The sequence below is a fragment of the Kitasatospora sp. NPDC056181 genome (genome assembly GCF_042266225.1).
In the GTDB taxonomy this organism is placed as follows: Bacteria; Actinomycetota; Actinomycetes; order Streptomycetales; family Streptomycetaceae; genus Kitasatospora.
On record NZ_JBHJUK010000039.1, the window covers coordinates 38,961 to 64,449 of the forward strand.

General features: G+C 73.6%; 19 protein-coding genes and 1 other RNA gene. 6 read left to right on the forward strand and 14 right to left on the reverse strand.

Annotated features, from left to right (window positions below):
- Positions 1–83: 83 nt before the first annotated feature.
- The 6 genes from ACFC1F_RS17200 to ACFC1F_RS17225 all read right to left on the reverse strand — a co-directional run bounded on the left by ACFC1F_RS17200 (position 84) and on the right by ACFC1F_RS17225 (position 9,659).
- Positions 84–1,301 (reverse strand): DNA cytosine methyltransferase, encoded by a 1,218-nt coding sequence (locus ACFC1F_RS17200; RefSeq protein ID WP_376159134.1) that lies wholly within the window; start codon positions 1,299–1,301, stop codon positions 84–86.
- 70 nt (positions 1,302–1,371) lie between these two features.
- Complete coding sequence (locus ACFC1F_RS17205) at positions 1,372–3,255, reverse strand: DUF6339 family protein (protein WP_376159136.1); 1,884 nt, start codon at positions 3,253–3,255, stop codon at positions 1,372–1,374.
- The gene (locus tag ACFC1F_RS17210) at positions 3,255–4,160 is read right to left on the reverse strand and encodes a hypothetical protein (protein WP_376159137.1); all 906 of its coding nucleotides are present in this window, start codon (positions 4,158–4,160) and stop codon (positions 3,255–3,257) included. Before ACFC1F_RS17210 ends, ACFC1F_RS17205 begins: the two co-directional genes overlap by 1 nt.
- Positions 4,157–6,046, reverse strand: coding sequence for a hypothetical protein (locus ACFC1F_RS17215; RefSeq protein ID WP_376159139.1), 1,890 nt, complete (start codon positions 6,044–6,046; stop codon positions 4,157–4,159). The genes ACFC1F_RS17210 and ACFC1F_RS17215 overlap by 4 nt, the downstream gene beginning before the upstream one ends.
- The gene (locus tag ACFC1F_RS17220) at positions 6,043–7,059 is read right to left on the reverse strand and encodes a PD-(D/E)XK motif protein (protein ID WP_376159141.1); all 1,017 of its coding nucleotides are present in this window, start codon (positions 7,057–7,059) and stop codon (positions 6,043–6,045) included. Before ACFC1F_RS17220 ends, ACFC1F_RS17215 begins: the two co-directional genes overlap by 4 nt.
- Positions 7,056–9,659 (reverse strand): Z1 domain-containing protein, encoded by a 2,604-nt coding sequence (locus tag ACFC1F_RS17225; protein ID WP_376159143.1) that lies wholly within the window; start codon positions 9,657–9,659, stop codon positions 7,056–7,058. Before ACFC1F_RS17225 ends, ACFC1F_RS17220 begins: the two co-directional genes overlap by 4 nt.
- Positions 9,660–9,932: 273 nt before the next feature.
- On the opposite strand from ACFC1F_RS17225, the gene ACFC1F_RS17230 reads away from it, so the two are divergent.
- A complete protein-coding gene (locus ACFC1F_RS17230) occupies positions 9,933–10,700 on the forward strand; it encodes a very short patch repair endonuclease (RefSeq protein WP_376159145.1) in 768 nt (255 codons plus the stop codon).
- A 60-nt stretch (positions 10,701–10,760) separates the two neighbouring features.
- Here ACFC1F_RS17230 and rnpB read toward each other — a convergent pair.
- The 5 genes from rnpB to ACFC1F_RS17255 all read right to left on the reverse strand — a co-directional run bounded on the left by rnpB (position 10,761) and on the right by ACFC1F_RS17255 (position 15,032).
- Positions 10,761–11,159, reverse strand: an RNA gene (rnpB, locus tag ACFC1F_RS17235) — RNase P RNA component class A.
- 13 nt (positions 11,160–11,172) lie between these two features.
- Entirely contained in the window at positions 11,173–12,615 is a 1,443-nt protein-coding gene (locus tag ACFC1F_RS17240) for an MFS transporter (protein WP_376159161.1), read from the reverse strand.
- 108 nt (positions 12,616–12,723) lie between these two features.
- Positions 12,724–14,193, reverse strand: coding sequence for an RNB domain-containing ribonuclease (locus ACFC1F_RS17245; protein WP_376159147.1), 1,470 nt, complete (start codon positions 14,191–14,193; stop codon positions 12,724–12,726).
- Between the two features lie 84 nt (positions 14,194–14,277).
- Positions 14,278–14,673 (reverse strand): type II toxin-antitoxin system death-on-curing family toxin, encoded by a 396-nt coding sequence (locus ACFC1F_RS17250; RefSeq protein WP_307853462.1) that lies wholly within the window; start codon positions 14,671–14,673, stop codon positions 14,278–14,280.
- The gene (locus ACFC1F_RS17255; protein WP_209416619.1) at positions 14,670–15,032 is read right to left on the reverse strand and encodes a hypothetical protein; all 363 of its coding nucleotides are present in this window, start codon (positions 15,030–15,032) and stop codon (positions 14,670–14,672) included. Before ACFC1F_RS17255 ends, ACFC1F_RS17250 begins: the two co-directional genes overlap by 4 nt.
- A 133-nt stretch (positions 15,033–15,165) precedes the next feature.
- Between ACFC1F_RS17255 and ACFC1F_RS17260 the strand changes: the two genes are divergently transcribed.
- A complete protein-coding gene (locus tag ACFC1F_RS17260) occupies positions 15,166–15,660 on the forward strand; it encodes a DUF3995 domain-containing protein (RefSeq protein ID WP_376159149.1) in 495 nt (164 codons plus the stop codon).
- 97 nt (positions 15,661–15,757) lie between these two features.
- Positions 15,758–16,543: a peroxide stress protein YaaA gene (gene yaaA / locus ACFC1F_RS17265; protein WP_376159151.1), complete on the forward strand. Its 786-nt coding sequence runs from the start codon at positions 15,758–15,760 to the stop codon at positions 16,541–16,543.
- 69 nt (positions 16,544–16,612) lie between these two features.
- Here the strand turns inward: yaaA and ACFC1F_RS17270 are convergent, their stop codons facing one another.
- Genes ACFC1F_RS17270 through ACFC1F_RS17280 form a run of 3 tightly spaced genes read right to left on the reverse strand, consistent with a single transcriptional unit; the run spans position 16,613 to position 19,378 of the window.
- A complete protein-coding gene (locus ACFC1F_RS17270) occupies positions 16,613–17,770 on the reverse strand; it encodes a bifunctional RNase H/acid phosphatase (protein WP_209416616.1) in 1,158 nt (385 codons plus the stop codon).
- Positions 17,771–17,774: 4 nt separating this feature from the next.
- A complete protein-coding gene (locus tag ACFC1F_RS17275) occupies positions 17,775–18,518 on the reverse strand; it encodes a zinc ribbon domain-containing protein (protein WP_376159153.1) in 744 nt (247 codons plus the stop codon).
- A gap of 23 nt (positions 18,519–18,541) precedes the next feature.
- Positions 18,542–19,378 carry a Nif3-like dinuclear metal center hexameric protein gene (locus ACFC1F_RS17280; protein ID WP_376159155.1) on the reverse strand — a complete coding sequence of 279 codons (837 nt, stop codon included), beginning with the start codon at positions 19,376–19,378 and terminating at the stop codon, positions 18,542–18,544.
- 639 nt (positions 19,379–20,017) lie between these two features.
- Between ACFC1F_RS17280 and lanL the strand changes: the two genes are divergently transcribed.
- From lanL to ACFC1F_RS17295, 3 genes are all read left to right on the forward strand, one after another.
- Complete coding sequence (gene lanL / locus ACFC1F_RS17285; RefSeq protein WP_376159157.1) at positions 20,018–23,065, forward strand: class IV lanthionine synthetase LanL; 3,048 nt, start codon at positions 20,018–20,020, stop codon at positions 23,063–23,065.
- Positions 23,062–25,110, forward strand: coding sequence for an alpha/beta fold hydrolase (locus tag ACFC1F_RS17290; RefSeq protein WP_376159159.1), 2,049 nt, complete (start codon positions 23,062–23,064; stop codon positions 25,108–25,110). Before lanL ends, ACFC1F_RS17290 begins: the two co-directional genes overlap by 4 nt.
- A gap of 166 nt (positions 25,111–25,276) precedes the next feature.
- A complete protein-coding gene (locus tag ACFC1F_RS17295) occupies positions 25,277–25,420 on the forward strand; it encodes a VenA family class IV lanthipeptide (RefSeq protein WP_153882823.1) in 144 nt (47 codons plus the stop codon).
- Positions 25,421–25,489: the final 69 nt, after the last annotated feature.

Below are 25,489 nucleotides of genomic sequence, written 5' to 3' on the forward strand. Positions count from 1 at the left end.
GGTACCGCTGAGCGGTCCGACGGGCCTTCACCACGCCTGAGGACGGAAGAGTCGGCCTGTACGCCGGGTTCTGTCTCCCGGGATCACGAGTCGAAGGACTCGCACTCCGACAGGTACTCGTCGATTGCCCGGCCGATCGCGGCGCCCAGGCCCACCGGGACGGCGTTCCCGATCTGGCGCGCGATCTGGATCTTCGATCCGTGCCACTTGAAATCCCGCGGGAAGCCCTGAATGAGCGCCGCCTCGTAATGGGTGATTGGCCGGTCCGCGTCCGGGTGCAGGTAGCGGCCCTTCTCCGGCTTGTAGAACTCGGTCCGGATGGTCACCGACGGCCGGTCGGCGTGCAGGCGCCCCATCACGTCACCCGAGCCGTTGTTGTGGCGGTCCCAGCTCTCGGTCGACAGCGGAACGACCTCGCCGTCGATGAGGACCGTCCGGCCGCGCAGGTCCTTTCGGTTGCCGCCCTTGCCGATGGCCGCGTAGCGGGCCAGCGACAACGGCCGGGGAGTGCGGCCAATGTGAAGCTCGGTGGTCTTGTACGGCCCCGGCACGCCCTCCGCGGGCTCCGGTCGGTCCGGGAGGTCAAGCCCGTCGACAGTCTTCGGCACGTGGTCGAAGACCTCCTCCTGCACGGTGCGCCACAGAGGCCGCCCGGTGAGGTCATGGGCACGGACGTGGGTCGGTTCGGGGTGCTGAAGCGGGCGTCGGCTCGGGTGCCGCGCGATCACGTCCTTGCGCGTGCCGATCACGATCGTCCGCCGGCGCGCCTGCGGCACCCCGTAGTCCGCCGCGTTGAGCACGGCAGGGACGATCAGGTAGTCCCCCAGCCGGTCGTCGTCCAGCGCCCTGTTCAGGTCCTCGAACTGCGGGGACCGCATGAACCGGTCGACGTTCTCGATGATGAAGATCCTCGGACGGATCCGCTGCACAACCCGCACGTACTCCTTCCACAGAAGGTTGCGCGGGTCGTCGGGATCCTCCTTGCCGAGGCCGGAGAACCCCTGGCACGGCGGACCGCCCACGATGACGTCGGCCTGCATCGCCTCGGCCGGCGGTTCCCATCCCGTGATGTCCTCGTTGGCGACGTGTCCGCCGAAGTTCGCGGCGTAGGTCGCCGCGGCGGCCTCGTCGAACTCCACCGCCGCGATGCTGCGGAACGGGCTGCGGCTCGCGCCCTCCGGCCGGTACGACCTTGTCAGACCGGCGGTGAATCCCCCCGCGCCGGAGAACAGGTCCACCACGGTCAGCTCCCTCGGGGAATTGTCCTCGTGCTGGGTGGCATCAGAGTCGCGGTTGGGCATGGTGTCGCAGTCTACTTCGTGATCAAGGCGGGCGGACCCGCCGAACGGATGTCGTGGTGCGCCCGGAGCCTCAGGTCGCACCCTTGAGCACGTCCAGGAGACTACGCCCCAGTGCCTGGGCCACCACCGGCGGGACGGCCTGACTGATCTGGCGGTAGACGGAGGTCTTCAGCCCCTGGACCTTCCACTCCGGCGGCAGGCCCTGTAGCAGTGCGACCTGCTCCAGCGTGAGACGGAGAAGACCCTCTTTCGGCGGGGCCTCGTAGTCCAGAACGAAGTCCGGCCCCGGGAGCTCGTCGCCCAGGCTCCCGCCGTACACCCCCATACGGGCCCACATCGCCTTGGTGCGGGAGGGCCCGAGGTCCGCGCCGCCCCGGCCCGTGGCGCCGCCCACGATGAGTGGGGCCGGGACGCCGGCACGGGCGGCCCATTCGGCGGCGTGTGGCCATCCCGCCGAGGCCATCGACGGCAACAGGGCCTCCCCCAGAGTCGGCCGCCGACCTTCGAGCGGGCTCGGCCAGACAAAGCGCGCCATGTCCTCGGCCGACATCGCGACCGCGAAGAGATGGCCCCGGCTCTGCGGCACGTTGAAATCGACGGCCTGGAGTTCACCCCGGTCGAGCCGGTAGCCGAGTTGGTCGACGAGCTCGGAGACCATGAACCGGGCCTCCTCGAATTTCGGCTTTTCGAAGAAGTCCGGGATGTTCTCCAGCACCAGGATCCGGGGCCGGACGACCCTTGCCATCTCAAGGGCGCCCACCAGCGCGTCCCGGGGATCACCGGTGGCACGTTGCCGACCCGCCGAGGTGTAGGGCGAACGCGGCAGTCCGCAGACCAGGAGATCAACGTCCTGGCCGAACACCGGATCGCCGGGGTCAACGGCCGCCAGGTCGGCCGCCACGACCCGCCACGCCGGGCGGTTGGTCCTGAGCGTGTCGCAGCTGTCCTTGTCGATCTCCACCAAGGCGGCGATGTCGAAGCCCGCCTGCTCAAGCCCGAGGGCCATGCCCCCCACGCCGGCGCAAAGGTCTATGGCCGTGGGCCGCCGCCCATCCGAGGACGCCACCTCGCCGAACGTCGACGGAAGCGCTTCGGAGAAGACGTCGGAGGCCGGCCTCGGCGCGGGCAGCACCGCCGGGGCCTCGGAACCCCACCCTGGCTGTACGGCCGCCGACACACCGGTCGTCGCCTGAAGCGACTCCGCGACCAGTGTCCTCAGCTCGTCGTCCAGCTCCGCCTCCCCGAGGGCGTCGAAGGAGACGAAGGCGCGAAGACGCAGAATGCGCTTGAGGAAGTCACGGAAGACCGTCCGGTCTGCGACCTCCTCGTCCTCGGGAATGTCGAACTCCTGCCAGACCCGGAGAATGCCACAGACCAGGTGCGAGCTGGCCCCGATGGAGGTGCGCCGGGCGAAGACCTGGTCGAAGGCCTCCTCCCCCAGCACGGCAAGGGCGTCGAAGAGGTCCTCACGGTCGAGCCGTGCGCCGCCGACAAGGTGAGCCCGCCACCACAGACGCCCGAACACGTGCCGGGTGATGTCACGACCGGTGACCCGGCGCGGATTGAATCCGGGAAAACGCCACGCGGCGACATCGGGCATGACCACCAGGGACAGGAAGGCCCACAACTGCGGGGAAAGGGCCTCCGCCGGCATGATGCCGGCCTCCTGATAGAGGATCTGCGCCACGTCCATGTCGAACCGCGCGGCCGCGCGGCGGCCCGGAGGCCTGCCCGACACCGTGGGGTACCCGTTCTCGACGGCCTTGGCCACGATCGCGTTCCGAAGCGCCGCCAGGCGGTCGACGGGCAGCCGGCTGCCACCCGTCGCCGCGTAGTACATGGCGGGGTGGGTGACAGCGGCCCGACCCGCCAGCGTTTCCGGCTCCTCGCCCCGGTGTTCCGAGTACAGCTCGTCGATCGCCACGGGTAGCAGCTGGGGCATGAGGTAGACCATCAGGACTCCTTTGCGAACAGGCCGACGGCGCCCTGGACGCGGGCCGAGAAGAGCGACGGGTCGTTCTCGTGGAGCCGGCGCAGTCCGTGAAGCGAGGACTCCGGAAAGCGGGTGTGCACGACCCCGAGCAGCAGGTGCCCGAGTGTGTCGGGCTCGTAGCGGGAGTCGTCCTGGATCTCCGGGTTCCGGACGGCGTGCTCGATCAACAGCCGCACCACGTCCGCCTGCACCGCGGCGTGGATGAGCCGGTCGGAGACCGACGGCTGACCGGCCCGCTGCATGGCCTCGATCACCACGGGAACCCGACTGTTCACGAGGAGGACCATCGCCCCCATGGCGGCGGCCGTGGGATCCGGCCCCACGGAAAGGAACCACGGCGCGTCCGCCGGATACCCCTGCGCCTCGAAGTCGACGACCGTCATCGGGAACTGGGAATCGTCGCCCTGAAGCCGCACCCTGGCCTCGTCGCCCCAGAGCACCGAGCCCGCGCGCCGTGCGGTGAGCGGTGGCGCGTCGGGGATCCGCGCCGCCAGGACGAGCTGGGTGTCGAGGGTCAGCACGCCGCCGCTGTCCCGCCCCCGCACCGTGAAGGCGACCGGGACGGTCAGGCTCCCGTGTGCGGGCAGCACGACGTGCTCCGCCCTTACCCGAAGGCCCGAACCCGAGGAGCTCCAGACGACCGCCAGCGCGAGCCGGGCATCGGCCGGCAGACCGGCGGAGTCGCGGACGGCGTCGACGTCGACGCGGACCTCCCGCTCCAGACGGAGGTCGAACTGGTAGTCCCAGCCCGGCACATAGGGCGGCAGCGGACCGCGGCCCCCACCGTCAAGCCGGACCGTCCAATCGTCGGCGTGGACGTCGCCATCGCGAGGGCGGCGGTAGGGATGGATCTGACGGACGCTCACGAGACCTCGTCCCTGCCTTCGGCGCTTACGGTCATCTCGGTGACGGTGTCAGGGGCGGGCGTGACGACAAGCGACCAGATCCGGTCATCCGTGCCCCCGACGCTCAGCACCTGTGACGTGACCAACGGGCCTTCGTCCGTCAGCCAGCCGGCGATCTCGGGCATCGCCGCGCCCTCCGGAGGCGTGTCCTCCCGGCCTCCCCCACCGAGCGCGACCGCCAGGGTCGCCCGCACGTCCTGCGCTCCCGGGTCGAGCAGCTGGAACCGTTGAATCAGCGCCGGCGCGCCGGCGAACGTGTCCAGACGGGCGTCCCCGAGATAGCGCAGGCGGGACGCGCGGCGGCCACGGCCCGTAGCCGGTTCGGTGCCCTGGCCGGCACCGCCGCGCGTTCCACCGGCACCCGCGCCGAGGCCGGTACGCCCGGGCCGGGAGGGCGCGGTGAACACCGCCGCCCCGCCTTGGCCGGTCGCCCCCGCCATGAGGCCGGACATCAACTGGCTCATGTGGGCCAGGGAGACGCCATCACCCACCTCGTCCGCCCGGACACGTGGCGTCGCGGCCTCGCGCATCTCCCGCTTGACCTCCCTGAGGGCCTGGTTCGCAAGGCGGTGGTCGTCGCCACCGAGCTTCTCGACCAACCAGTCGTCGTGGGTCGCGGGTTCACTGGCGGCGAAGACCCGGTCCATCCCCGGATCGGCGCGGAAGACGGCGGCGTAGCCCATCGCCTCCTCCGCCGGTGCCGGTCCCTCCAGGTACTTCACCACCAGGTCGACGGGACGCATGAGGCACGTGTGGTGCACCCGCCCGAGGACACCCGCCTGCCGGGCCACCTCCGAGGGGTCCCCCTTCGGATTGATGAGCGGCTTCAACCCGAAGGTACCCAGCGTCCGCTTGAGACCCCGGTGCTCGACGGACTTGTCCATCGCACGGTATGCGTGGACGAAGGGGGCCAGGTGGGGCACGGTGGTGGGATCCGCCACCGGGACCGACTCGCCCTCGTGGAACACGGCAAGCCGCAGCGGAGGCCGTCCGTCCGGCCCCGGCAACATCTTGGGCCACAGGTTCCACACCATGGCGTCGGCGATCCAGCGCATCGCCGCTTCGGAGGTGCGGTCGCCAAGGACGGGGTCGATTACGGCGACGGTGGTACCCGTGGCACCTTCGGGGAAGGGGTGCAGGCCGAGCTGCCCCGCCATGGCGTCGGCCTCGGCGCCCACCAGGGGTTCCACGTACTTCAGGCCCCCGCGCCCGTCCCCGTCCCTGACCTCACCCCAGTAGTGGCGGCCCGTGAACGACTTGGGTCCGTCCACGGTCCTGGTGGCGTACTTCTCGTGGATGGCCCACCCGATCAACCGGGTCTCCAGCCGTCCGCCGACCCTGCACCGGGTGTGGACCAGTACGGTGTGGGCAGCGGAGGCCAGATGGAACACCACTTTGCCCGCACCATACGTGCCGCCTCGACTCTCCGCGTCCTGGGAATCGCCGATATTGCGCACGAAGGCCACGAAGTCGGACGATTCGTTAGACACCACGTCGGCCCGGGTCGGGCCGCCGAGCCCCTTCGTGCCCAGGTCCGTAACGGTGAGCAGTCGTGGCGCCCCGCGCTGAAGAGAGGCACGCAGTGGCAGGTGGGCGGGCGTCGGGGCGTCCTGTTCGAGCAGCCTGCGCCAGACCGGGGCTTGAGAGGGGCGAAGCGTGCGAAGCTCCACCCGGTAGTCGACCGGGCCATCGCCGCTCCGGGCGTCCCAGCTGTTCTGGACGGACTCGCGGACCAGCAGCGTAAGTCCGTCAAGCCCGGTCGAGTCGAGGCGGCGCAGCAACGAGGCGCCGCCGCTGCCACCGCCCGGCCCGTGCTGCTCGGAGAGCCATCGTGGCGTCGTTGTCACGGCCTGCCCCCGACCTGGGCCAGGAGGTCGTCGACGTTGCCGGCCGTCAGCGGCTCGGCCTGTACACCCGCGAGGTCGACGGTGTAGCAGACGTCCGACACCCCGGCGGGGACCTCGCCGACGAGGGAGGCCGGGGTCAGTCGGGGGAACGACGCATCGACCCGGTACCACCTGCTCTCCACCAGTATCAGACGCCGCTGGTACTGGTGGTCGTTGGCGGCGGGGCGGTACCCGGTCCTCATCAACTTGGAGAGGAGTCCCTCCTGGTCGTCGCAGAGGTCCTGGGCCTGCTGAACGAGTTCGGGCAGGCTCCGGCCGTCGGGGTGCTCCTCGAACCGATGCCAGCAGAGAAGGAGATCCCCCTCGGCGGGCTCCTCCAACTGGTCCAGTCCGTGCACCTGGAAGGTCCTGCGCTCGGAGACCGCTGCGGTGCTCTTCACCTCGACGGCGTGGCGCCCGTCGGTGAAGTCGTGTCGTCCGCTCTCCGGCCCCGTCCAGTACCGTGTGGCCCCCGAATCCATCGCCAGCATTCTCGACAGCACGGTCAACTCGCCGTGCAGTCCGAGGAGCTGTTCCCGGGTGAGCGTCCTGGGGCCGCCCGCGAAGAGTCGGCGCCAACGGTCGACCACGGCCAGCGCGGTCCGGTACGGACGCGCGCCGTCCGCCTCGAGCGCCACCAGGACGTCTCCGCACAGCCCGGTGAAAACGTCGTCGAGCTCGCGGAGCGAACACGTGATGTCCGCGTACCTGCCATAGCTCTCGTCGTCCTGCAACGGGCGCTCGAATATGCGCAGCGCCGCCCCAACCGCGCTGCCGGTGATCGTCTGGCGCCGCTGAAGCGGTACCAGCAGATGCCTGAATCCCGCACCGTCCACGGCGGCCAGCAGCCGGCCGAAGTCGGTGTCGACCGGAAGCCGCGAGGTCCGGACGACGTCCGGACGGTCGGCCGTCGCGGCGGCGAGCGCCGCCCAGTGCTCTTCAAGGACGTCCTGAAGACCGCCCCCGAACGTCACAGCTGCCCCTCGTAGAGGGCCGCCGTGAGGTCCTCCTCGGGCAGGACGTCCAGGTCGTCGTCGGGAACGACGCCCGAGAGGTCCGCACTGAACCACTCCACCCGCGTGTCCTCGCCGCGCGGCACCGGGAACACCATGCCCACGCCGATGACGTGGTCCACGGCGTCCAGCGGCAGACGTTCCCTGCGACGGGTGGGGGAGATCCGGTCGATCGGGTAGAGCACGAGCAGACCCGTGTCGGGCGACTGGGCCTGCCGGGCCTGCTTGAGCATCTCCTCCGTGATCTTCTGACCCGCCCAAGCCCCAAGGTCGAGGTCGATCCCGGGGTCGCTCGGGTTCATCAGGGTCTTGATGTCCGCTGCGACCGGATCCGCGGTCCGCTGCCTCGCTCGCACGATCCGGTCGACGGCGATGCCGGGAACGAACTCGTAGCTGGTGTCCGCCGAGCCGGTCGGGGCGGTGCCCACGACCGCGACGTTCCACCGACGCAGCGAGCCGCCGTTGCCGGAGCGGGTGCGTCGCGCGATGTACTCGCTGATCAGCCTGGTGTCGCAGTCCATCGACTTCTCGTGGAACCGGTACCGCTCGAGGAACTTGAGGATGGAGCCGTGGGACACGTTGCGCAGCAGGTGCCTGCCGGGCCGGCCACGGGTAGCCAGGTCCTCGTGGCGGGCGCCGTCGAGCCGCAGCGCGTCGTCGAGAAGGGCCGCCGCCGCCGCCTGATTGCCGCGCAACCACTCGGCGTCGTGGGTGTGGAAGTAGCGGGTCTGGATGCGCTGGCCCCCGTAGGAGGAGCTCGACCTGATGGCGTCGCGCATCTTGGACACCGCGGTGATCCGCAGCTTGGGGTGGCTGCGCAACCGGACTGCGAAGGTGAGCGGCGTCTCGTCCTCGACCAGGTAGCGGTCGATGTCACGACGCATCTCGGACTCGACGGTGGCGATGTGACGGAACCAGTCGCGGAGATCGTCCGTCATCCACACCCGGGGCAGATCGGCATACCCCTTGCGGAACCCGAACCACCTCCCCATCTGCAGCAGCGTGTCGTAGGTCGATGCGCCCCGCACGAAGTAGCTGACGACCAGGCCCTCCAGCGTCAGCCCACGCGAGAGGGTGTTCCCGCCGACGGCGATCGCCGTGACCGGTCCGTTCTCATAGTCGAGCCGCTCCACGCTGGTGGAGTTGTCCAGGATGACCCGGCACTCGGCAAGGACCGCGGGCAGGTGCTTCAGGAGCTCGTCGAACGAGGTGACGTCCTCTCCGAACTCGTCGGCCGCCACCCGCTCCGTCTCCCCGCGCCACATCACCCGGAGCTCGTCCAGCATCGCCTCGTCACCGTGCTCGACCAGCGCCGCCACCTCGGCCCGAAGGCTCTCCAGCGGCGTCTTGAAGCTCTCGTGCACAACGGTGCTGACGCTGGTGTGGACAAGCATGGTGGAGTGCCGGTTACCCGTGCCGCGGAAGCGACGTGCGGCGGTGGCCAGCCAGAAGTACAGGACCGAGTCCCGCAGCGCCCCTTCGATCTCGGGGACGAAATCCTCCAGCTCGTCCCTACCGGGTCGAACCAACGGGATCTCCTCGTACGGGACCGTACGAATCATGTCGTACCCGTCGGGGGCGTCGTCCGGGTCCTCGCCGTCGATCGGCTGGCGTCCGAAGAGCACCTCGGTACCGAAGTGGCCCTCGGGCTTCGGAAGATTGACGATGAAGTCCCTCGGATAGAGGTCCTCGCTGGAGGGGTCGATCAGGAGGTTGGCAAACGGCGTCGCCGTGTAGCCGACGTAGCCGCCGCGCGGGAAGAGGTCGATAATCTCGCGAATCAGCGGATTAGTGGTCTTCGAGGCCACGCTGGCCTGATCCGCCTCGTCGTCGATGATGAGGGTGGGACAGTTCTTCAGGTAGTCCGGGGCCTTCTCAAGCCAGTTCTTGAGCTTGCGCAGCCTGGGAACGTTCTTCTTGACGACGCACAGCACGTGCTGGCCGTTGCTCTGGGCGAAGAAGGCTGCCGGGTTGCCGTGTGGCGGCTCGAAGTCCCCGTCCGGACCGGTGAGCGCGTGCCACTGGTCGACCACCTGGTCCACGAGCTGGTCCTGGAGGCGGAGCTGGGTCTGCCGTCGCAGGCCGTTGTGCATGCCCGCCAACACGATGAAGAACTTGTAGCCCGCGTCCGCGGCCTTGGCGATGAGCGCCGTGAAGTTGGTGGTCTTGCCCGACTGGACGTAACCGACGACCAGGCCGCGGGTGGAGAACTCCTTCTCCAGCGGGTGGTCCAGCATGGAGACGACCTTCGTGGACGCGTCGTCAAGGCTCTGCAGGGAGGCCTTGTCCCATCCGCCGTCACCGAGCAGGCCATGCAGAGCGGGCCAGCAGCGGTCACCATCCTGCGGTCCGACGTACCACGTCTGACGGTTGTTCCGGACGACCGATCCGGGCTGACGCCGCTCCCGGACCTCGATGGTCTCCTGCTGGTGGCGCTCGGCGATGCGCTTGGCGAGTTCCTCGCTCATGCCGAAAAGCCTGATCATGCTCAACGCCTGCTCGGGCGTCTTCTGCTTGATCAGCTGCTTGAACTCCGCATACTGCCGATCGAACTCGTCCATGACGAAGCCCGGCTCCCTGTCTCCCTGATTCGCCCACGCCCGACCCAGGGCGTGACGGTGGCGCACGACGCCCGGCCAAGGATCGATTGCCGAAAACAGTACAGGCGCGATCACTATGGGGCGCCATCGGGCAGGTCACGAAAGCCGGGATCGGCGAAGGTCACCACCGGCCCGCGCAGACGACCTTGTTCGCCATACCCTGTGCACGTGGCGCCCACGATCACGGACGGCACCGGCCCGACCGGACGGGGCGCCGGAGGAGGAAGAGGAGAGTTGGCGAAGGCAGGCACCGCGGAGCCCGGCGCCGCACCCGCGAAGGCGCCGGACCGGGCGGAGCGCGCCCGGGAACAGGACCGGGCCGCGGGCGGGGCCGACGCCCGCCTGGTCGACGTCGGGGACGGCCGGCTCAAGCGCGCCAGCGTGGTGCTGGCGACCTCGACCCGGACCGGGACGGTTCGCGCCCGACTCAGCTGGTCCGTTGACCGGCACGTCCGCAGCGTCCCGCTAGGCGTGGTCGACCGTCGAACCCGCAACGCCAACCTGCGCGAAGGATGGCGGCTCGCACGCGAGGCCGGGCTGCTCGCGCAGGCGCCCGCAGGCGCCGCGGCCTCATGGGCCTCCTCGGCGGGCACCCGTCGCTCGATGCGGGCCAACAAGGGCAAGGACACCAGGCCCGAACTGCGTCTGCGTTCGCTCGTCCACGCCGCCGGGCTGCGCTATCGGGTCTCCGCCCGACCGCTGGCGGGACTGCGCCGCACGGCGGACCTGGTGTTTCCTGGCGTGAAGGTCGCGGTATTCGTCGATGGCTGCTTCTGGCATTGCTGCCCCGAGCACGGCACCACACCGGCCTCGCACCAGAAGTTCTGGTCCGACAAGCTCAACCGGACCAGGGAGAGGGACATCGAGACGAATCGCGCCCTGAAGGAGGCGGGGTGGACGGTGATCCGCATCTGGGAGCACACCGAACCGGAGGTCGCGGCCGAGACGGTCGTGGCGACCGTCGGTGCGGCACGGGGCCGGACGAGTGCCACGGCACGTTAGGCGGCGGACGGCTCCCCGGCACGTCCGGCCGGGGAAACGTCCCGTGTATGACGGGTACGACGGAAGAGTCGGCCTGTACGCCGGGTTCTGTCTCCCGGGGTGCTTGCGCGGCCCGGGGAGGCGGCCATCCATCTAGGGCTGCCGTTGCCGACAGCCTCGTGCGGTCTACCCGCGGACTCGGGCGAGCAGCCCTCGGTCATCCGCGCACGGCGCCCGAGGGCACCGATCTTGACCTTGCTCCAGGTGGGGTTTACCTAGCCGGCCGGGTCACCCCGGTCGCTGGTGGTCTCTTACACCACCGTTTCACCCTTACCCGCTGCCGAAGCTGCGGGCGGTCTGTTTTCTGTGGCACTGTCCCGCGGGTCACCCCGGGTGGGCGTTACCCACCACCCTGCTCTGTGGAGCCCGGACGTTCCTCGGCGGGCCCTGAGGACCCGTCGCGACCGCCCGGCCGACTCTTCCGCCGTAGTGGTCATGGTAGCCGCTCGGGCGGGGCCTCCCGTACGGCGGGCCTGACGACGGGTGCCTCGCCGCCGAGGCGGGCGGCCACCCGGGTGGCGGTGCCGGTGGCCCAGGCGGTCGTGGTGACCAGGCCGAGGACGAGGATGGCGACGCCGAGGCCGGTCACGATCCACCAGCCGGCGTGACTGGCCGGGGCGAAGCCGGTGACGAGCGGGCCGACCACCGCCGAGGTGACCACGGTGCCGATCACCGCGACGCCGAGCGACTGCCCGACCTGACGGCTGGTCGAGGCGACCGCCGCCGCCACGCCGGCCTGGGCCCGCGGCATGCCCGAGACGGCGGTGTTGGTGATCGGCGCGTTCACCATTCCGAAGCCGAAGCCGAACAGCCCGTACGCGGCCAGCAGCAGGGCCGCCGGGGAGTCCGCGGCCAGCCGGGTGAGCAGCAGGCCGCTGGCCGCGAGGCCGAGCCCGGCCGCGACCAGCGGGCCGCGCGGGCCCCGGCTGCCGACGATCCGGCCGGAGACCGGGGCGCAGACCAGCATCATCCCGGCCATCGGCAGCGTCCACAGGCCCGCCTCGACCGGGCTGTAGTGGCGGACGTCCTGGAGGTAGAGCGTGTTGAGGAAGAGGAAGCCGCCGAGCGCCGCGAAGGCGCAGACCGCCGTCACGGTGGCACCGGTGAACGGGGCGCTGCGGAAGAACCGCGGGTCGACCAGCGGCTCGGCGACCCTCCGCTCCCAGAGCGGGAAGGCCGTCAGCGCGGCGAGCGCGGACGCGGCGAGGGCCAGAATCAGCGGGGACGTCCAGCCGTGTTCGGGGCCCTCGATGATCGCGGCGGTGCCGCAGCCGAGCAGTGCCACCATCAGCAGCTGGCCCACCGGGTCCAGCCGGCGGGCCCGGGGCGCGCGGGACTCGGGGACGTACCGGGCGGTCAGCACGCAGGCGAGCAGGCCGACGGGGACGTTGATCAGGAAGATCGAGGGCCAGCCGGCGCCGTCCACCAGGAAGCCGCCGAGCAGCGGGCCCAGCGCCATCGAGATGCCGACCACGCCGCCCCACACGCCGATCGCCCGGGCCCGCTCCCTCGGATCGGTGAAGGTGTTGGTGATGATCGACATCGCCACCGGGTTGAGCATCGAGCCGCCGACCGCCTGCAGCGCGCGGAACGCCACCAGCCACTCCAGGCTGGGTGCCAGGCTGCAGAGCAGCGAGCCGAGCACGAAGAGCAGCAGGCCGGTCTGGAACACCCGGCGGCGGCCGAAGCGGTCGGCCACCGAGCCGAACAGCATCAGCAGCGAGGCCAGCACCAGGGTGTAGGCGTCGATGATCCACTGCAGTCCGGAGGCGGGGGCGTCGAGGTCCTTCTGGATCGCCGGGAGGGCGATGTTCACCACCGTGTTGTCGAGCCCGACGATGAACAGGCTCAGGCAGCAGATCGCCAGGACCAGCAGCCGGCGGCGCCGGCCGGGCGGGGCGGACGGCGCGGCGGGGTGCTCGCCCGGGGGCGTCCTGCGGGGGTTCGGTTCGGCCACGGGACGATCCTCCCACCGGGGGCGGGGTCAGCGGGCGGTGAAGCGGACCGTCCGGGTGGCCGGGTCGGCGACCGTCAGCCGCGCGAGGACCTCCCCGCCGAGCGGCAGGCCGCGGCCGGCTCCCGACGCGTCGTCGGGGCGTTCGCAGCGGGCCCGGACGGCCGGCTCGCGCAGCTGGACGGTGCCGCGGGCGGGCCGCTGCTCGTCCACGTCGATCACCAGCGCAGGGAAGTCCTCCCCCTCCCGGCCCGCCAGCAGCTCGGCCTCCACCAGGTCCACGCAGGCCCGCTCGACCTCGGCCGAACGGCGGTCCCCGCCCGCCATCAGGGACGGCACGGCGGGCAGCGCCTCCCGGGCCCAGTCGGGCACCGACTCGCCGGCGGCGACGGCCGCGCAGACCTCCTGGGCGAAGCGGTCGCCCAGGCGGCGCAGCGGCGCGGTGCAGTGCGCGTACGGTGCGGCCAGCGCGGCGTGCGCCGGATCCGCCGGGACGGGCAGGCCCTGCGCCGTGTCGAAGGCGTGGTAGCCGGCGCCGCGCAGCAGGCCGGTGCACTCGTTGAGGAACGCCGCGTTCAGCGGGACGTCCGGGTCCAGCGAGCGGACCAGATCCGGGTACGGCAGGCCGTCGGGCCAGTCGACGTCCAGGGCGCGGGCGGTGCGGCGCAGCCGCTGGTACGCCTCCGGCGGGGCGGCGGGCAGGGTGCGCAGCAGTCCGACGCCGGCGTCCAGCATCAGCTCGGCCGCGGCCATGCCGGTGAGCAGCGAGATCTGGGCGTTCCAGCCGTCGGCGGGGGCGGGTGCGCGGTAGCCGAGGACGTAGCCGTGCAGGGTCTCCTCGATCTCCTGCTCGGGGACGGGCAGGCTGATCCCGCCGCGGGCCCGTTCCTGCTCCTCGCGCAGCCGGCCGACGGTGGCGAGGAGGGCGGGCTGCTCGTCGGCGCCGCCCGCGTCGACGGCGCGCTGGACGGCGGCGTAGTCGAGCCGGCGGTGCGAGCGGACGAGGGCGCGTCGCAGGTCCGCGAGGACGACGGCGCCGTCCGCGTCCAGGTCGAGCTGCCAGAGCAGGGCGGGGCGGGTCTCGCCCGGCAGGAGGCTGGCCGCGTCCTCGGAGAGCCGGGCCGGGTGCAGCGGGACGCGGTGGTCCGGGAAGTAGAGGGTCTGGACGCGGCGCCGGGCCTCGGCGTCGATCAGCCCGCCGGGCCGGACGAAGGCCGCCACGTCGGCGATCGCGTAGTGCACCCGGTAGCCGCCGCCCGGGCGGTGGGCCAGGTGCATGGCCTGGTCGAGGTCCCGGGAGCCGGGCGGGTCGACGGTGAAGAGCGGCAGCCCGGTCGCGTCGTACTCCGGCAGCCGGGGCGTGCGGGCGGCCTCCTCCGCCTCCGCGAGGACCGGGTCGGGCCACTCGGTGTGGATCTCCAGGCGGGCGCGCAGCTCGGCCAGTTCGGCGTTGATCCGGGCGGAGTCGGCGGCCTTGACGCGCAGTTTTCGGCGTGGCATGGAGGCAGCGTAGGGCGAATCGGGTGATTCCGGACGGACCCGGCCACCGGGCGCGCCGGTGGCCGGGCCGCGCTCCGGGAGTGCTCAGCGGCCCAGGAGGGACCTGAGGTCCTTGGCCGCGAGGGCGACGGACTCGTCGTAGCCGCCGGTGGCCAGGCGGAGCATGAAGGCGACCGCGTCGTCCGGGTGCGGGTCGCGGTAGGGCTCGTCGTTGTAGTCGAGGAAGAGCAGCATCGCCTCGAAGGCGGTGCGCTTGTTCCGGTCGACCAGCGGGTGGTTGCGGGCGAGGCTCTGGCCGAGCGCGGCGGCCTTGGTCCAGAGGTCCGGGTAGGCGTCCCCGCCGAACAGGCTCGCCTGCGGGCGGCCCAGTGCGGAGAGCAGCGCGCCCAGGTCGCGGATGTTCTCCGGGCCGCCGGCGAGGTAGGTGACGTCCTCCAGGTCGAGGTACTCGACGTCGTTCGTTCCCCCCGCCGCGTTCACAGGTCCTTCAGCCTCTCCAGCGTCTCCGCGTTGGCCTCGCGGATCCGGCCCACCATGGCGGCGCGGCGCTCGGCACGGCCGGGCCCGGCGGCGGCCCGGGCGGGGTGCCGGGCGGGCTCGGCGAGGGCGTCGGGGAGCTCGGACTGGCGCACGTCGAAGGCCAGCTCGGCGCGGTCGTCCTCGTCCGGTGCCCCGGTGACCCGCACCCGGCCGGCCAGCACCGCCTGCGCGGCCGCCTCCAGTGCGAACTCCAGCGCTCGCCTGGTCTCGGCCGGAAGGCCGGCGGGCAGGCGGACGGGCAGGGACTCCTCCACGGCGTCGTCGTCGCCGGGGACCAGGTCCAGGGGTCGCAGGGTCATCGCGTCACTCTCCTCTTCACGTCGACGGTAGAGCGACCGGGCCCGCGGTGACCAGCGCTTTGACGGGGACCGGGCGGGCGGGGCGACACCGACGGGTACGGCGGTGGGACGGGACGCGTAAGGGGGTCGTAGCGTGGCGGGACAAGAACCGGTGTTCTGCGGAGGGGGTTCGGCGATGGGTGCGGTGAAGGTCGCGGGGGCGGCGGTGGCCGGGGGGCTGGCGGCGACGGGGGCGCTGCACGCGGTGTGGGCGGTGACGCCGTGGCCGTTGCGGACGCCGGAGGAGTTCGCGGACACGGTGGTCGGCACCGGTGACGGGGTGCCGCCGGCGGCCGCGTGCGTGGCGGTGGCCGGGCTTCTCGGTTCGGCGGCGTACCTGGTGGGCGCGGAGGCCGGCGTGCTGCCGAAGGCCGGGCCGGCGTGGGTACGGCGGCAGGGGGTCCGGGCGGTCGCCGGGGTGATGCTGGCGCGGGGCGCGGGCGGGCTGGCGATGTTCGGCGGGGGCCTGGTGGCGCGCTCGGAGCGGTTCCGGCGACTGGACACCCGGTACTACTCGCCGCTCTGCCTGGCCCTCGGCACCGGGGCCGCCGTGGTCGCGGCGGCCGGCGGGGCCCGGCGCGGGGAGTAGGCCCGGCCGTTCACCGGCCGGACCGGGTCTCCGGGGGCGGGGTGGTTTTGCGTAGGGTGGCGGGGATCGTCCGCCACAAACTGTTGAGGAGTCCGCTGTGCTGGTGCTGTTGCCGCCCTCGGAGGGCAAGGCCGCGTCCGGGGACGGGGTGCCGGTGGCGCTCGACGGGCTGTCGCTGCCCGGGCTGACGGCGGCGCGGGAGCAGGTCCTGGAGACGTTGGTCGGGCTCTGCCGAGGGGACGAGGACACGGCGGCCGGGGTGCTCGGGCTGAGCCCCGGCCTGCGGGGCGAGATCGCGCGCAACGCCGCGCTGCCGACGGCGGGCGCGCTGCCGGCCGGCGAGGTGTACACCGGGGTGCTGTTCGACAACCTCGGGCTGGCCACGCTGGACGAGGCGGCGTACGACCGGGCCGCGCGTTCGCTGCTGGTCTTCTCGGGGCTCTGGGGTGCGGTGCGGATCGACGACCGGATTCCGCCCTACCGCTGCTCGATGGGCGTGAAACTCCCCGGGCTGGGGGCGCTCGGCGCGTACTGGCGGGGCGCGACGGCGTCCGTGCTGCCGGAGGTGGCGGACGGGCTGGTCCTGGACCTGCGCAGCTCCGCGTACGCGGCGGCGTGGAAGCCGGCCGGCGAGGTGGTGTCCCGGACGGCGACCGTGCGGGTGCTCCAGGAGCGGAACGGCAGGCGCACGGTGGTGAGCCACTTCAACAAGGCGACCAAGGGCCGACTGGTGCGCGACCTGCTGGTGGCGGGCGCCGAGCCGAAGACGCCCGGCGAGCTGGTGGACGCGCTGCTCGGGCTGGGCCACCGGGTGGAGGTCGCGGCCGAGGGCACCGCCCGCAAGCCGTGGCAGCTGGACGTGGTGGTCACCGAGATCCACTGACCGGCGGGGTTCGGGTGTGCGAACGGCGGCGGGCTCCGTGGGGAGCCCGCCGCCGTTGCGTCGGCAGCGTCAGCGCAGGTGCCCGGTGTCGTTGAGCAGCCGCACCGAGGCGTTGCCGTCCGCGTAGTACTGGACGGCGCAGAGCGAGGCGGCGGACAGCTCCATCCGGTAGAGCGAGTCCGGCGGGGCGCCGAGGGCGAGCCGGACCAGCGTCTTGATCGGGCTGACGTGCGAGACGACCAGCACGGTCTTCCCCGGGTGGCGGGCGAGGATCTTGTCGCGGGCGACCCCGGCCCGGTGGGTGAGGGTGGTGAAGCTCTCGCCGCTGCCGGTCGGCTTGGCCCTGGGCGAGCCGAGCCAGGCGTTCAGGTCGTCCGGGTAGTGCTGCTGGACCTCGGCGAAGGTGAGGCCCTCCCAGGCGCCGAAGTCGACCTCGCGCAGCCCCTCCTCGTACCGGACCTCCAGGCCCAGGCGGGCGGCGACGATCTCCGCGGTCTCCCGGGTGCGGCGCATCGGCGAGCTGACCACGGCCTGGACGGAGCCGCGCGCGGCCAGCGCCTCGGCGGCCCGCTCGGCCTGCCAGCGGCCCTTCTCGGAGAGCTCCGGGTCGCTGCCGCCGCTGCCCGAGAAACGCTTCTCCGGGGTGAGGTGGGTCTCGCCGTGGCGCAGCAGCACGAAGGTGGTCGGCGTCCCGAGGTCGGCGGCGGCCGCCCAGCCGGCCTTCGGCGCCGCCTTCTCCAGCGGCGGCTCGGCGGCCGGCTCCACGACGACGGGCGACGCGGCCTTCAGCGGCCTGGGCTCCCACTGGCGCCCGGCCTTGCCCGCGTCCATCGCCTCGTTGGCGAGCCGGTCGGCGTCCTTGTTCCGCTCGCGCGGGATCCAGGTGTACTTGACCTGGCCGCGCGGGAGGACGCCACGGGCCTCGGCGGCGAGCGGCTGCATGTCGGGGTGCTTGATCTTCCAGCGCCCGGACATCTGCTCGACCACCAGCTTGGAGTCCATCCGGACGTCCACCGAGGCGTCCGGGTCGATCTCCCGGGCCGCCTTCAGGCCGGCGATCAGGCCCTTGTACTCGGCCACGTTGTTGGTGGCGTGGCCGATGAACTCGGCGGCCTCGGCGATGATCTGACCGGTGTCACCGTCCCGGACCACCGCGCCGTAGCCGGCCGGCCCCGGGTTGCCCCGGGAGCCGCCGTCCGCCTCGACGATGAACCTGCGCCCCGCCACCGGCTCAGATGCCCGATTCCGCGGTGCGCACCAGGATGCGGCCGCAGTTGTCGCAGCGGACGACCGCGTCCTTGGGCTCGGCCTTGATGGCGTTCAGGTCGGAGACGGCGAACTCGACCCGGCAGCCCTCGCAGCGGCGCTGGAACAGGCGGGCCGCGCCGACGCCGCCCTGCTGCTCGCGCAGGCGGGTGTAGAGCTTCAGCAGGTCGGCCGGGATGACGACGGCGACGGTCTCGCGCTCGCGGCGGACCCGCTCGGCCTCGCCGTCGATCTCGGCGAAGGCGGCGTCGCGGCGGGCCTCGGCCTCCTTGAGCACGACCGAGGAGTGCTCCAGACGCGCGGTCAGCTCGGTGACCCGGGTCTGGGCCGACTCCAGCCGCTCCATGATCTCCAGCACGACCTCCTCGAGGTCGCCCTGGCGCTTGGCCAGCGAGCCGATCTCGTGCTGGAGGTTCTCCAGGTCCTTCGGCGAGGTGATCGCACCGGAGTCCAGGCGCTGCTGGTTGCGGGCGGAGCGGGCGCGGACCTGCTCGACGTCCTGCTCGGCCTTGGTCAGCTCGCGGGCGGTGTCGCCCTGCTGGGCCTGGGCGGCGACGACCAGGTCCTTCAGCGCGGTGTGGTCGGCGGTGGCCTTCTCGATCTCGGCGTGCTCGGGCAGGCTGCGACGCCGGTGGGCCAGCTGGTCGAGCTTCGAGTCGATGGCCTGGAGGTCGAGCAGGCGGATCTGGTCGGCGGGCGCGGCGTTCAAGCGGAGAGCTCCTGTGAATCGGGTCAGGCGGTGAAGGACATGGGGGCGTGCGCGGTCCACGGGTCGGTGACCTTGTGGGAGATCTTGGTCTCCACGGCCCAGCCCCGCTTCTCGGCGGCGCCGTGCAGCGCCCGCTCGGCCAGGGCGAGCCAGGGCCACTCGGTGGCCCAGTGCGCCGCGTCGACCAGCGCGACCGGCGCCGCCTCGGCGGCCTCGGACGCCGGGTGGTGGCGCAGGTCGGCGGTGAGGTAGGCGTCGACGCCGGCCGCCCGCACCTCGGCGAACATGCTGTCGCCCGAACCGCCGCACACCGCGACGCGGCTGATCAGCCGGTTCGGGTCGCCGGAGACCCGGACGCCGGCGGCGGTGGCCGGCAGGCCCCTGGCGACCTGGGCGGCGAAGACGGAGAGCGTGAGCGGGGGCTCCAGCAGGCCGATCCGGCCGGCGCCGCGCCGGCCCAGCGGGTCGGTCGGGTCCGGCACCAGCGGACCGGTCACGCGGACGCCGACCGCCTCGGCCAGCGCGTCCGAGACGCCCGGGTCGGCGTGGTCGGCGTTGGTGTGCGCCACGTGCAGGGCGATGCCGCCCTGGATCAGCGTGTGCACGACCCGGCCCTTGAAGGTGGTCGCGGCGACGCTGGTGGTGCCGCGCAGATAGAGGGGGTGGTGGGTGACCACCAGGTCGGCACCCCACTCGACGGCCTCGTCGACGACCGCCTGCACGGGGTCGACGGCGAAGAGCACGCGGCCGACCTCGGCCTGAGGGTCCCCGCAGACCAGGCCGACGGCGTCCCAGGACTCCGCCCACTGGGGCGGGTAGACCTCTTCGAGCGCGGCGATGACGTCGGACAGTTTCGGCACCTGTCGAGACTACCGTGCGCGCGGGGGCGCCCGGGCCGCCCGGCCCGCCGGGACCGGGCGGGCCGCAGGGACCGGGCGGGCCGCAGGGCCGGCGGGGTGCCCCGCCCGGGGGCGGCGGGTGCCCGGGGCGGGGACGGACAGGTGCCTGGTGCGGGGGGCGGGGCGCACAGGTGCGCGTCAACCTGCGGTTCAGCGCGTTCGGACGGCGCCCGGGGCGCGGGCGGCGACGGCGTACGAGCCGTTCGGGCGCCCCGTCCGCCGGGGTACGCGGGGCCCGCCGCTCACAGGGGGCGGCTCGCACGAATTCGAAACGGTGCCCAGATCACCCTTACGAGTGAAGTGACTCGCTACGCGTTGAGTCCGCCCCGAAACCGAAAGTAACTTCACTTCTGCGAACGGGAGTTGCCCCGACCGTACGGGTCGGGAAGGTGCTCCGCCGGAGCTCGGGCCCTGGTCGGGCGGGGTCCGCCCGGCCCCGGGAGGGGTCCGGACCGGGCCCCGGCCGGGGTCCGCGGCGGACGCGACCGGGGCGGCACTCCCGTTACCTCCGAGAAACCGATCAGGCCGTGGCCGTGCGCCCGGGTGCCGGAGCAGTGGGCACCGGCGGGCGCCGGCCGAGACGAAGGGATGTGAGAGCGGATGGGGACGGGCACCTCGCTTCGCACGGCCGGGGGAAGGGGATCGGCGGGCGACGGGCCGGCTGCGGCCGGCTCGTGGCCGGAGGTCACACGGACGGCGCTGGCCGGCGCCGGGAGCCGGGGAGGCGGCGGCGACTGGGAGGTCACCGCCGAGGGCTTCTGGTGCACGGCCAGGCCGTCCGCGGGAGAACTGGCCGGGGAGGGCTGGAAGATCCACGTCAGCGCGGCGTCCGCCGTGGGGGGCGCGGTGCTCGCCGCCGTCGCCGAAGTGCTGGCCGACGACCCGTGCGCGTTCAAGTTCGCCGCCGGGCCGGAGCAGCTGCACGAGCTCAACTCGCGCAACAGCGACCGGGGTTCGGCAGGCAAGTTCGTCACCGTCTACCCGGAGGGCGAGGAGCAGTTCCGGCGGCTGGCCGCCGCCCTGCACCGGGCCACCGACGGCCTGCCCGGCCCGGTCGTGCTCTCCGACCGGCCGTACCGGCCCGGCAGCCGCGTCCACTACCGGTACGGCGCCTTCGCGGCCCGCGCCGAGCTGGGCAACGACGGCGGCTACCGGTCGATGCTGCGCGGGCCGGACGGCGAGCTGGTCGAGGACGCGCGCGGGGCGACGTACCGGTGCCCGCCGTGGGTGCGCGACCCGCTGGCGGAGGGGCGGGGGCCCGAGGGCCGGGGAGCCGGCGCCGACCGCCGCGGGCCCGGGGCGGCCAAGCCGGCCGCGGCCCGGCGCGGGGCCGGCGGAGTGCTGCTGGCCGGGCGGTACGTGATCACCGGCGCGATCCGGCACAGCGCCAAGGGCGGCGTCTTCCTCGGCCGGGACACCGACGCCGGCGCGGAGGTCGTGGTCAAGCAGGCCCGCGCACACATCGAGGTGGACCGCTCCGGCACCGACGCCCGGGCCGCGCTGCGGCACGAGGCCGCGCTGCTGGCCCGGCTGGAGGGCCTGGGGCTGGCGCCGCGACCGGTCGAACTGATCGAGCAGGACGACTCGCTGTTCCTCGTGCAGGAACGAATCGCCGGGCAGCCGCTGGGCGGCTGGGTCACGGCCCGGCTGCGCCGCGACGGCAGCCCCGACGTCGACTGGGCCGAGGCCGGACCGCTGGTGCACGCCCTGCTCGACCTGGTCGAGCGGGTGCACGAGCTGGGCCTGGTGCTCCGCGACCTCTCCCCCGGGAACGTCCTGGTGCAGCCCGACGGCACCCTGCGGCTGGTGGACCTGGAGCTGGCCGCCGAGGCGGGCCGCCGGGCCGGCTCGGCCGGCACCCCGGGCTACCGCGCCCCCGAGCAGGGGCCGGGGCGGCTCGCCCTGGTCGAGGACGCGCCGTCGGACGGCGGCCCGGCCGGGGGCGGCGCGGGCGGCGTCTGCACGGCCGAGCCGACCGCAGACCTCTACGCCCTCGGCGGCCTCTTCTTCCTGCTCGCGACCGGCCACGACCCGTTGCTGCCCGAGGACCTGCCGTGCGCCCGCCCGGTCGCCGACCGCCTCGGCCGCTGGCTCGCGCTCGCCGCCCGCGGCGGCGACACGGCGCGGCGGCTCGCGCCCCTGGTCCTGGGGCTTCGCGCGGAGGACCCGGAGCAGCGGTGGCGGCTTCACCGCGTACGGGAGGCCCTCGCGGGCGGGGCCACGGCGACGGCCGCCGGATCGGGCGGCGACGGCACGGACACGGCCGGCGGGTCGAACGACAGCCGCACGGACACGGCCGCAGGGCCGAACGACAGCCGCACGGACGCGGCCGGCGGGCCGCAGGCGAGCTCCGCGGGAACCCGACCCACGGGGAGCGGCGAGGCGATCGTCGACCGGGTGCTGCACGACGGCCTGCGGCACCTCGCCGCCACCGCCACCCCGCTGCGGCGCGACCGGCTCTGGCCCGCCGTCCCGGCCGGACAGCGGTCCGACCCCTGCAACGTCCAGCACGGCGCCGCCGGGGTGCTGGCACTGCTCGCCCGGGCGGCCGTGACCGGCGCGCTGCCGGCCGGAGTGCGGGACGAGGCCCGCGAGACGGCGCGGACCGCGGTGGAGTGGATCGAGCGCCGGTGCGCCGCCGAGCCGGTCGTCCTGCCGGGGCTGCACTTCGGCCGCTCGGGAACCGCCTGGGCCCTGCTGGACGCCGCCGGATCGCTGGGCGACCACGCGCTCGCCGGACGCGCCGCCGCACTGGCCCGCGGGATAGCCGTCAAGTGGCCCAACCCCGACGTCTGCCACGGCGCCGCCGGTGCCGGCCACCTCCAGCTGCGCTTCGCGGCCGAGGACCGGGGAACGGACGCCGCCCGGGAGTTCCTCGCCCGGGCCACCGCCTGCGGGCACGGCCTGCTGGCCGCCGCACGGCCCTCGCCGTACGGCACGGTCTGGCCGGTACCGGAGGACTTCGACTCGGCGCTCGCCGGGATCACCCACCTCGGGTTCGCCCACGGGGTGGCGGGAGTCGGCGCGTTCCTGCTGGCCGCCGGCGAGGCCACCGGGGACCAGGCACTGCTCGCCGGCGCCGTCGAGGCCGGGCGTACGCTCGCGCGCACCGCGCGGCGGAAGAGCGCCGGCGGCACGCGGGAGTGCGCCTGGTGGCCGCAGGACGCCGGCGACCCCGAGCACGTCAGGCTCGCCCACTGGTGCAGCGGCGCCTCGGGCGCGGGCACCTTCCTGCTCCGGCTCTGGCAGGTCACCGGCGACGCCACCGCGCGTGAACTCGCCCTCGCCGCGGGACGGGCCGTACTGGCCGAACGCTGGCACTGCGGCGTCAGCGCCTGCCACGGGCTGGCCGGGAACGGCGAATACCTGCTCGACCTGGCCGGGTTCACCGGCGACGCCGAATTCCGCGCGGGAGCCGAGGAGTTGGCGCAGCTGATCACCGCCAGGTCCGCCCTGCGCAACGGACTGCTGGTGCTTCCCGACGAGACCGGCACCGGCTGTTCCGCCGCGTATGGCACCGGGACGGCGGGCCCGCTCGCCTTCCTGCTGCGGCTGCGCCACGGCGGCCCCCGGCTCTGGGTGGACCCGGTGCCTCCGGTCCCGTCCGGGGAACTGCCGCCCCCCGCAGGCGAAACGAGGGCGACATGACCGTGGCCACCAGGAGCGCGACGCACGCCCTGCGCCGCCTCAGCTTCTCCTTCGCCGCCGACGGCAGCCATGCCGCCTGCCTCGCGTCCGCCGCCGACGGCGGCTGGTACGCGGAGAGTTGGCACCTCCCGGCGTCCGGCCCGGCCGTACCGACCCCGCTCGCGCTGCCCGGCAACCGGTCCGAGAACCTGCGCTCGCAGCTGATCGCGCTGCCGGACGGCTCCGTCCTGGTCTGCCGGCACGACGGTGAGCGGCACGAACTGGTGGCGCTCGGCGCCGCCGGGCCGGGCGGCGAACCGGCCACCACCGAACGCCGGCTGGCCGCCTTCAGACGGCCCGGCCTGCGCCTGCTGCCGCTTCCGGCGTCCGCCGCGGGCTCACCCGCACCGGACGGCGCACCAGCAGCGGACGGCGCACGCGTCCCGGTCGCCGTGGCGCTGGGCACCGACACCCGGCCGGCCACCGCCGTCTGGCTGGTGCACGCGGACGGGAGCGAGCCCCGCCAGGTCGCCGAGATCCCCGGGCTGCACGGCGGCGGCGTCTGGCTCGACCGGGCCGGCACCCTGCTGGCACTCGACCGGGTCGCCGCGGGCGTCGTCCGCACCGTCGTCCTGGACCTGCGCAGCGGCACCGTCACCCCGCTGCTGGAGATCGGCGAACGCAGCAACGACCGGCTGGTGCTGTTCGACCCGGACAGCCGCTTCGCGATGGTGCGCAGCGACGCGCCCGGCACCGACCGGCTCGGCTGGGGTCTGCTGGGCGGCGGCGGGCCCCTGCGGTTCCCGGAGTGCCTGCACGTGTCCGGCATGCTCCTGCGGCCGGTGGCGCTGCGGCCCGCGCCGGAGGGGGTCCGGGTGGTGGTCCAGATCGACCACGGCGCGGGCTCGGCGCTGGCCCTGTGGCGGCCCGTCGCCGGACGGCTGGACCCGCTGCCGGTGCCGCCCGGGCGGCTCGGCGCGGCCGGCCACTGGTCGGAGGCGGGGCTGCGGATGCCGTACTCCTCCCCCGACCACCCGACGGCGCTGGCCACCCTGGACGTCGACGCGCTGCTGGCCCACGGCCCGGCCGCCGCCGGGCCCGGACCGGCGCCGCTGCCCCTGCAGCTGGCGCCGCTCGGCACCGGCCTGCCGGGTTCCGGCCTCCCCGGGCCGTGGCGGGACGTCGTCCTGCCCTGGCAGCCCGGCGGAGCACGCACCGCCCCTGCCGCGCCCGCCGGTTGGCGGCTGGACGGCTCCACGCCGGCCGGCGACGGCGGCCGCTGGCACCCGGCCCAGAGCATCGAACTCGCCGGTCCGGCAGGCCCGCTGGAGGCCGTGGTGTACGGCGGCGACTCCTGGCTGAGCAGCCCGCACCTGGTGCTCGCCCTGCACGGCGGCCCGGCGGACGCCTGGCGGCTGGAGTTCGACCCCGCCCTGCAGCGGATGGCGGCCGAGGGGCTCGCCGTCGTCGCCCCCAACCAGCGCGGTTCCACGGGTTACGGGTTGGCGCACGCGATGGCCATCCGGGGCGCCTGGGGCGGACCCGACCTCGACGACGTCCTGTACCTGCTGGACGGCCTCGCGGGCCAGCGCGCCGCGCTCGGCCTGGAGCCGCCCGCCCTGTTCGGCGTCAGCTACGGCGCGTTCCTGGCCCTGCTGGCCGCGGCGCACGCGCCCGCCGAGCAGGTCGCACGCTGCGCGGTGGTCGCGCCGTTCCTGTCCGGTGCCCGTCTGCTGTCCGAAGCCGCTTCCCCGGTGAGGGCGTTGACGACCCGGCTGGGCGGCGGCGAACCGATCGCGGACGCCCGCGGCCCCCGCGACGTGCTCCAGCTGGCGCACCGGCTCACCGCGCCGCTGCTGGTCGTGCACGGCGACCGGGACGAGGTCGTCCCGGTGAGCCAGTCGCGTGCACTGCGGCACGAACTGCTGCGGATCGGCCGCTCCGAGGGCACCGACTTCCGGTACGTGGAGGCCGCCGGCGCCGGGCACGAGGTGCTGGCGGAGGACGGCGGCGCCGTGCTGCACGAGCTGCTGGCCGCCTTCCTGCGGACCGGCCGGCCGGGGTGACCGGCCTGCCGGCCGGGCCCGACACCCCGGCCGGCCTCACAGACTCCCGGGCCCCGACGGCCCGGGTTGGTACCCGCGGCGGTGGATGGAGGCCACCGCGGGAGCACCACCGATCGCCCGCACCGCAGATCGCGGCGGGCGGAAACACCAGGGGAGGACCCACATCATGGAGAACATGGTGGACTTCGAGACCGACCTCGCGGCCCTGCAGGAGCTGCCCGAGACCGAGTCCGTCGAGCTGACCGGCCACGGCGGCGGCTGCCAGTACACCTGTCTCATCCTGACCTGCCTGATCTTCACGATCAGCTAGTCGTACGGCGGTCGGCCACCCTCTGACGCGGTGGCCCACGGGCGCCGCTCCCGCCTGTCCGGACAGGCG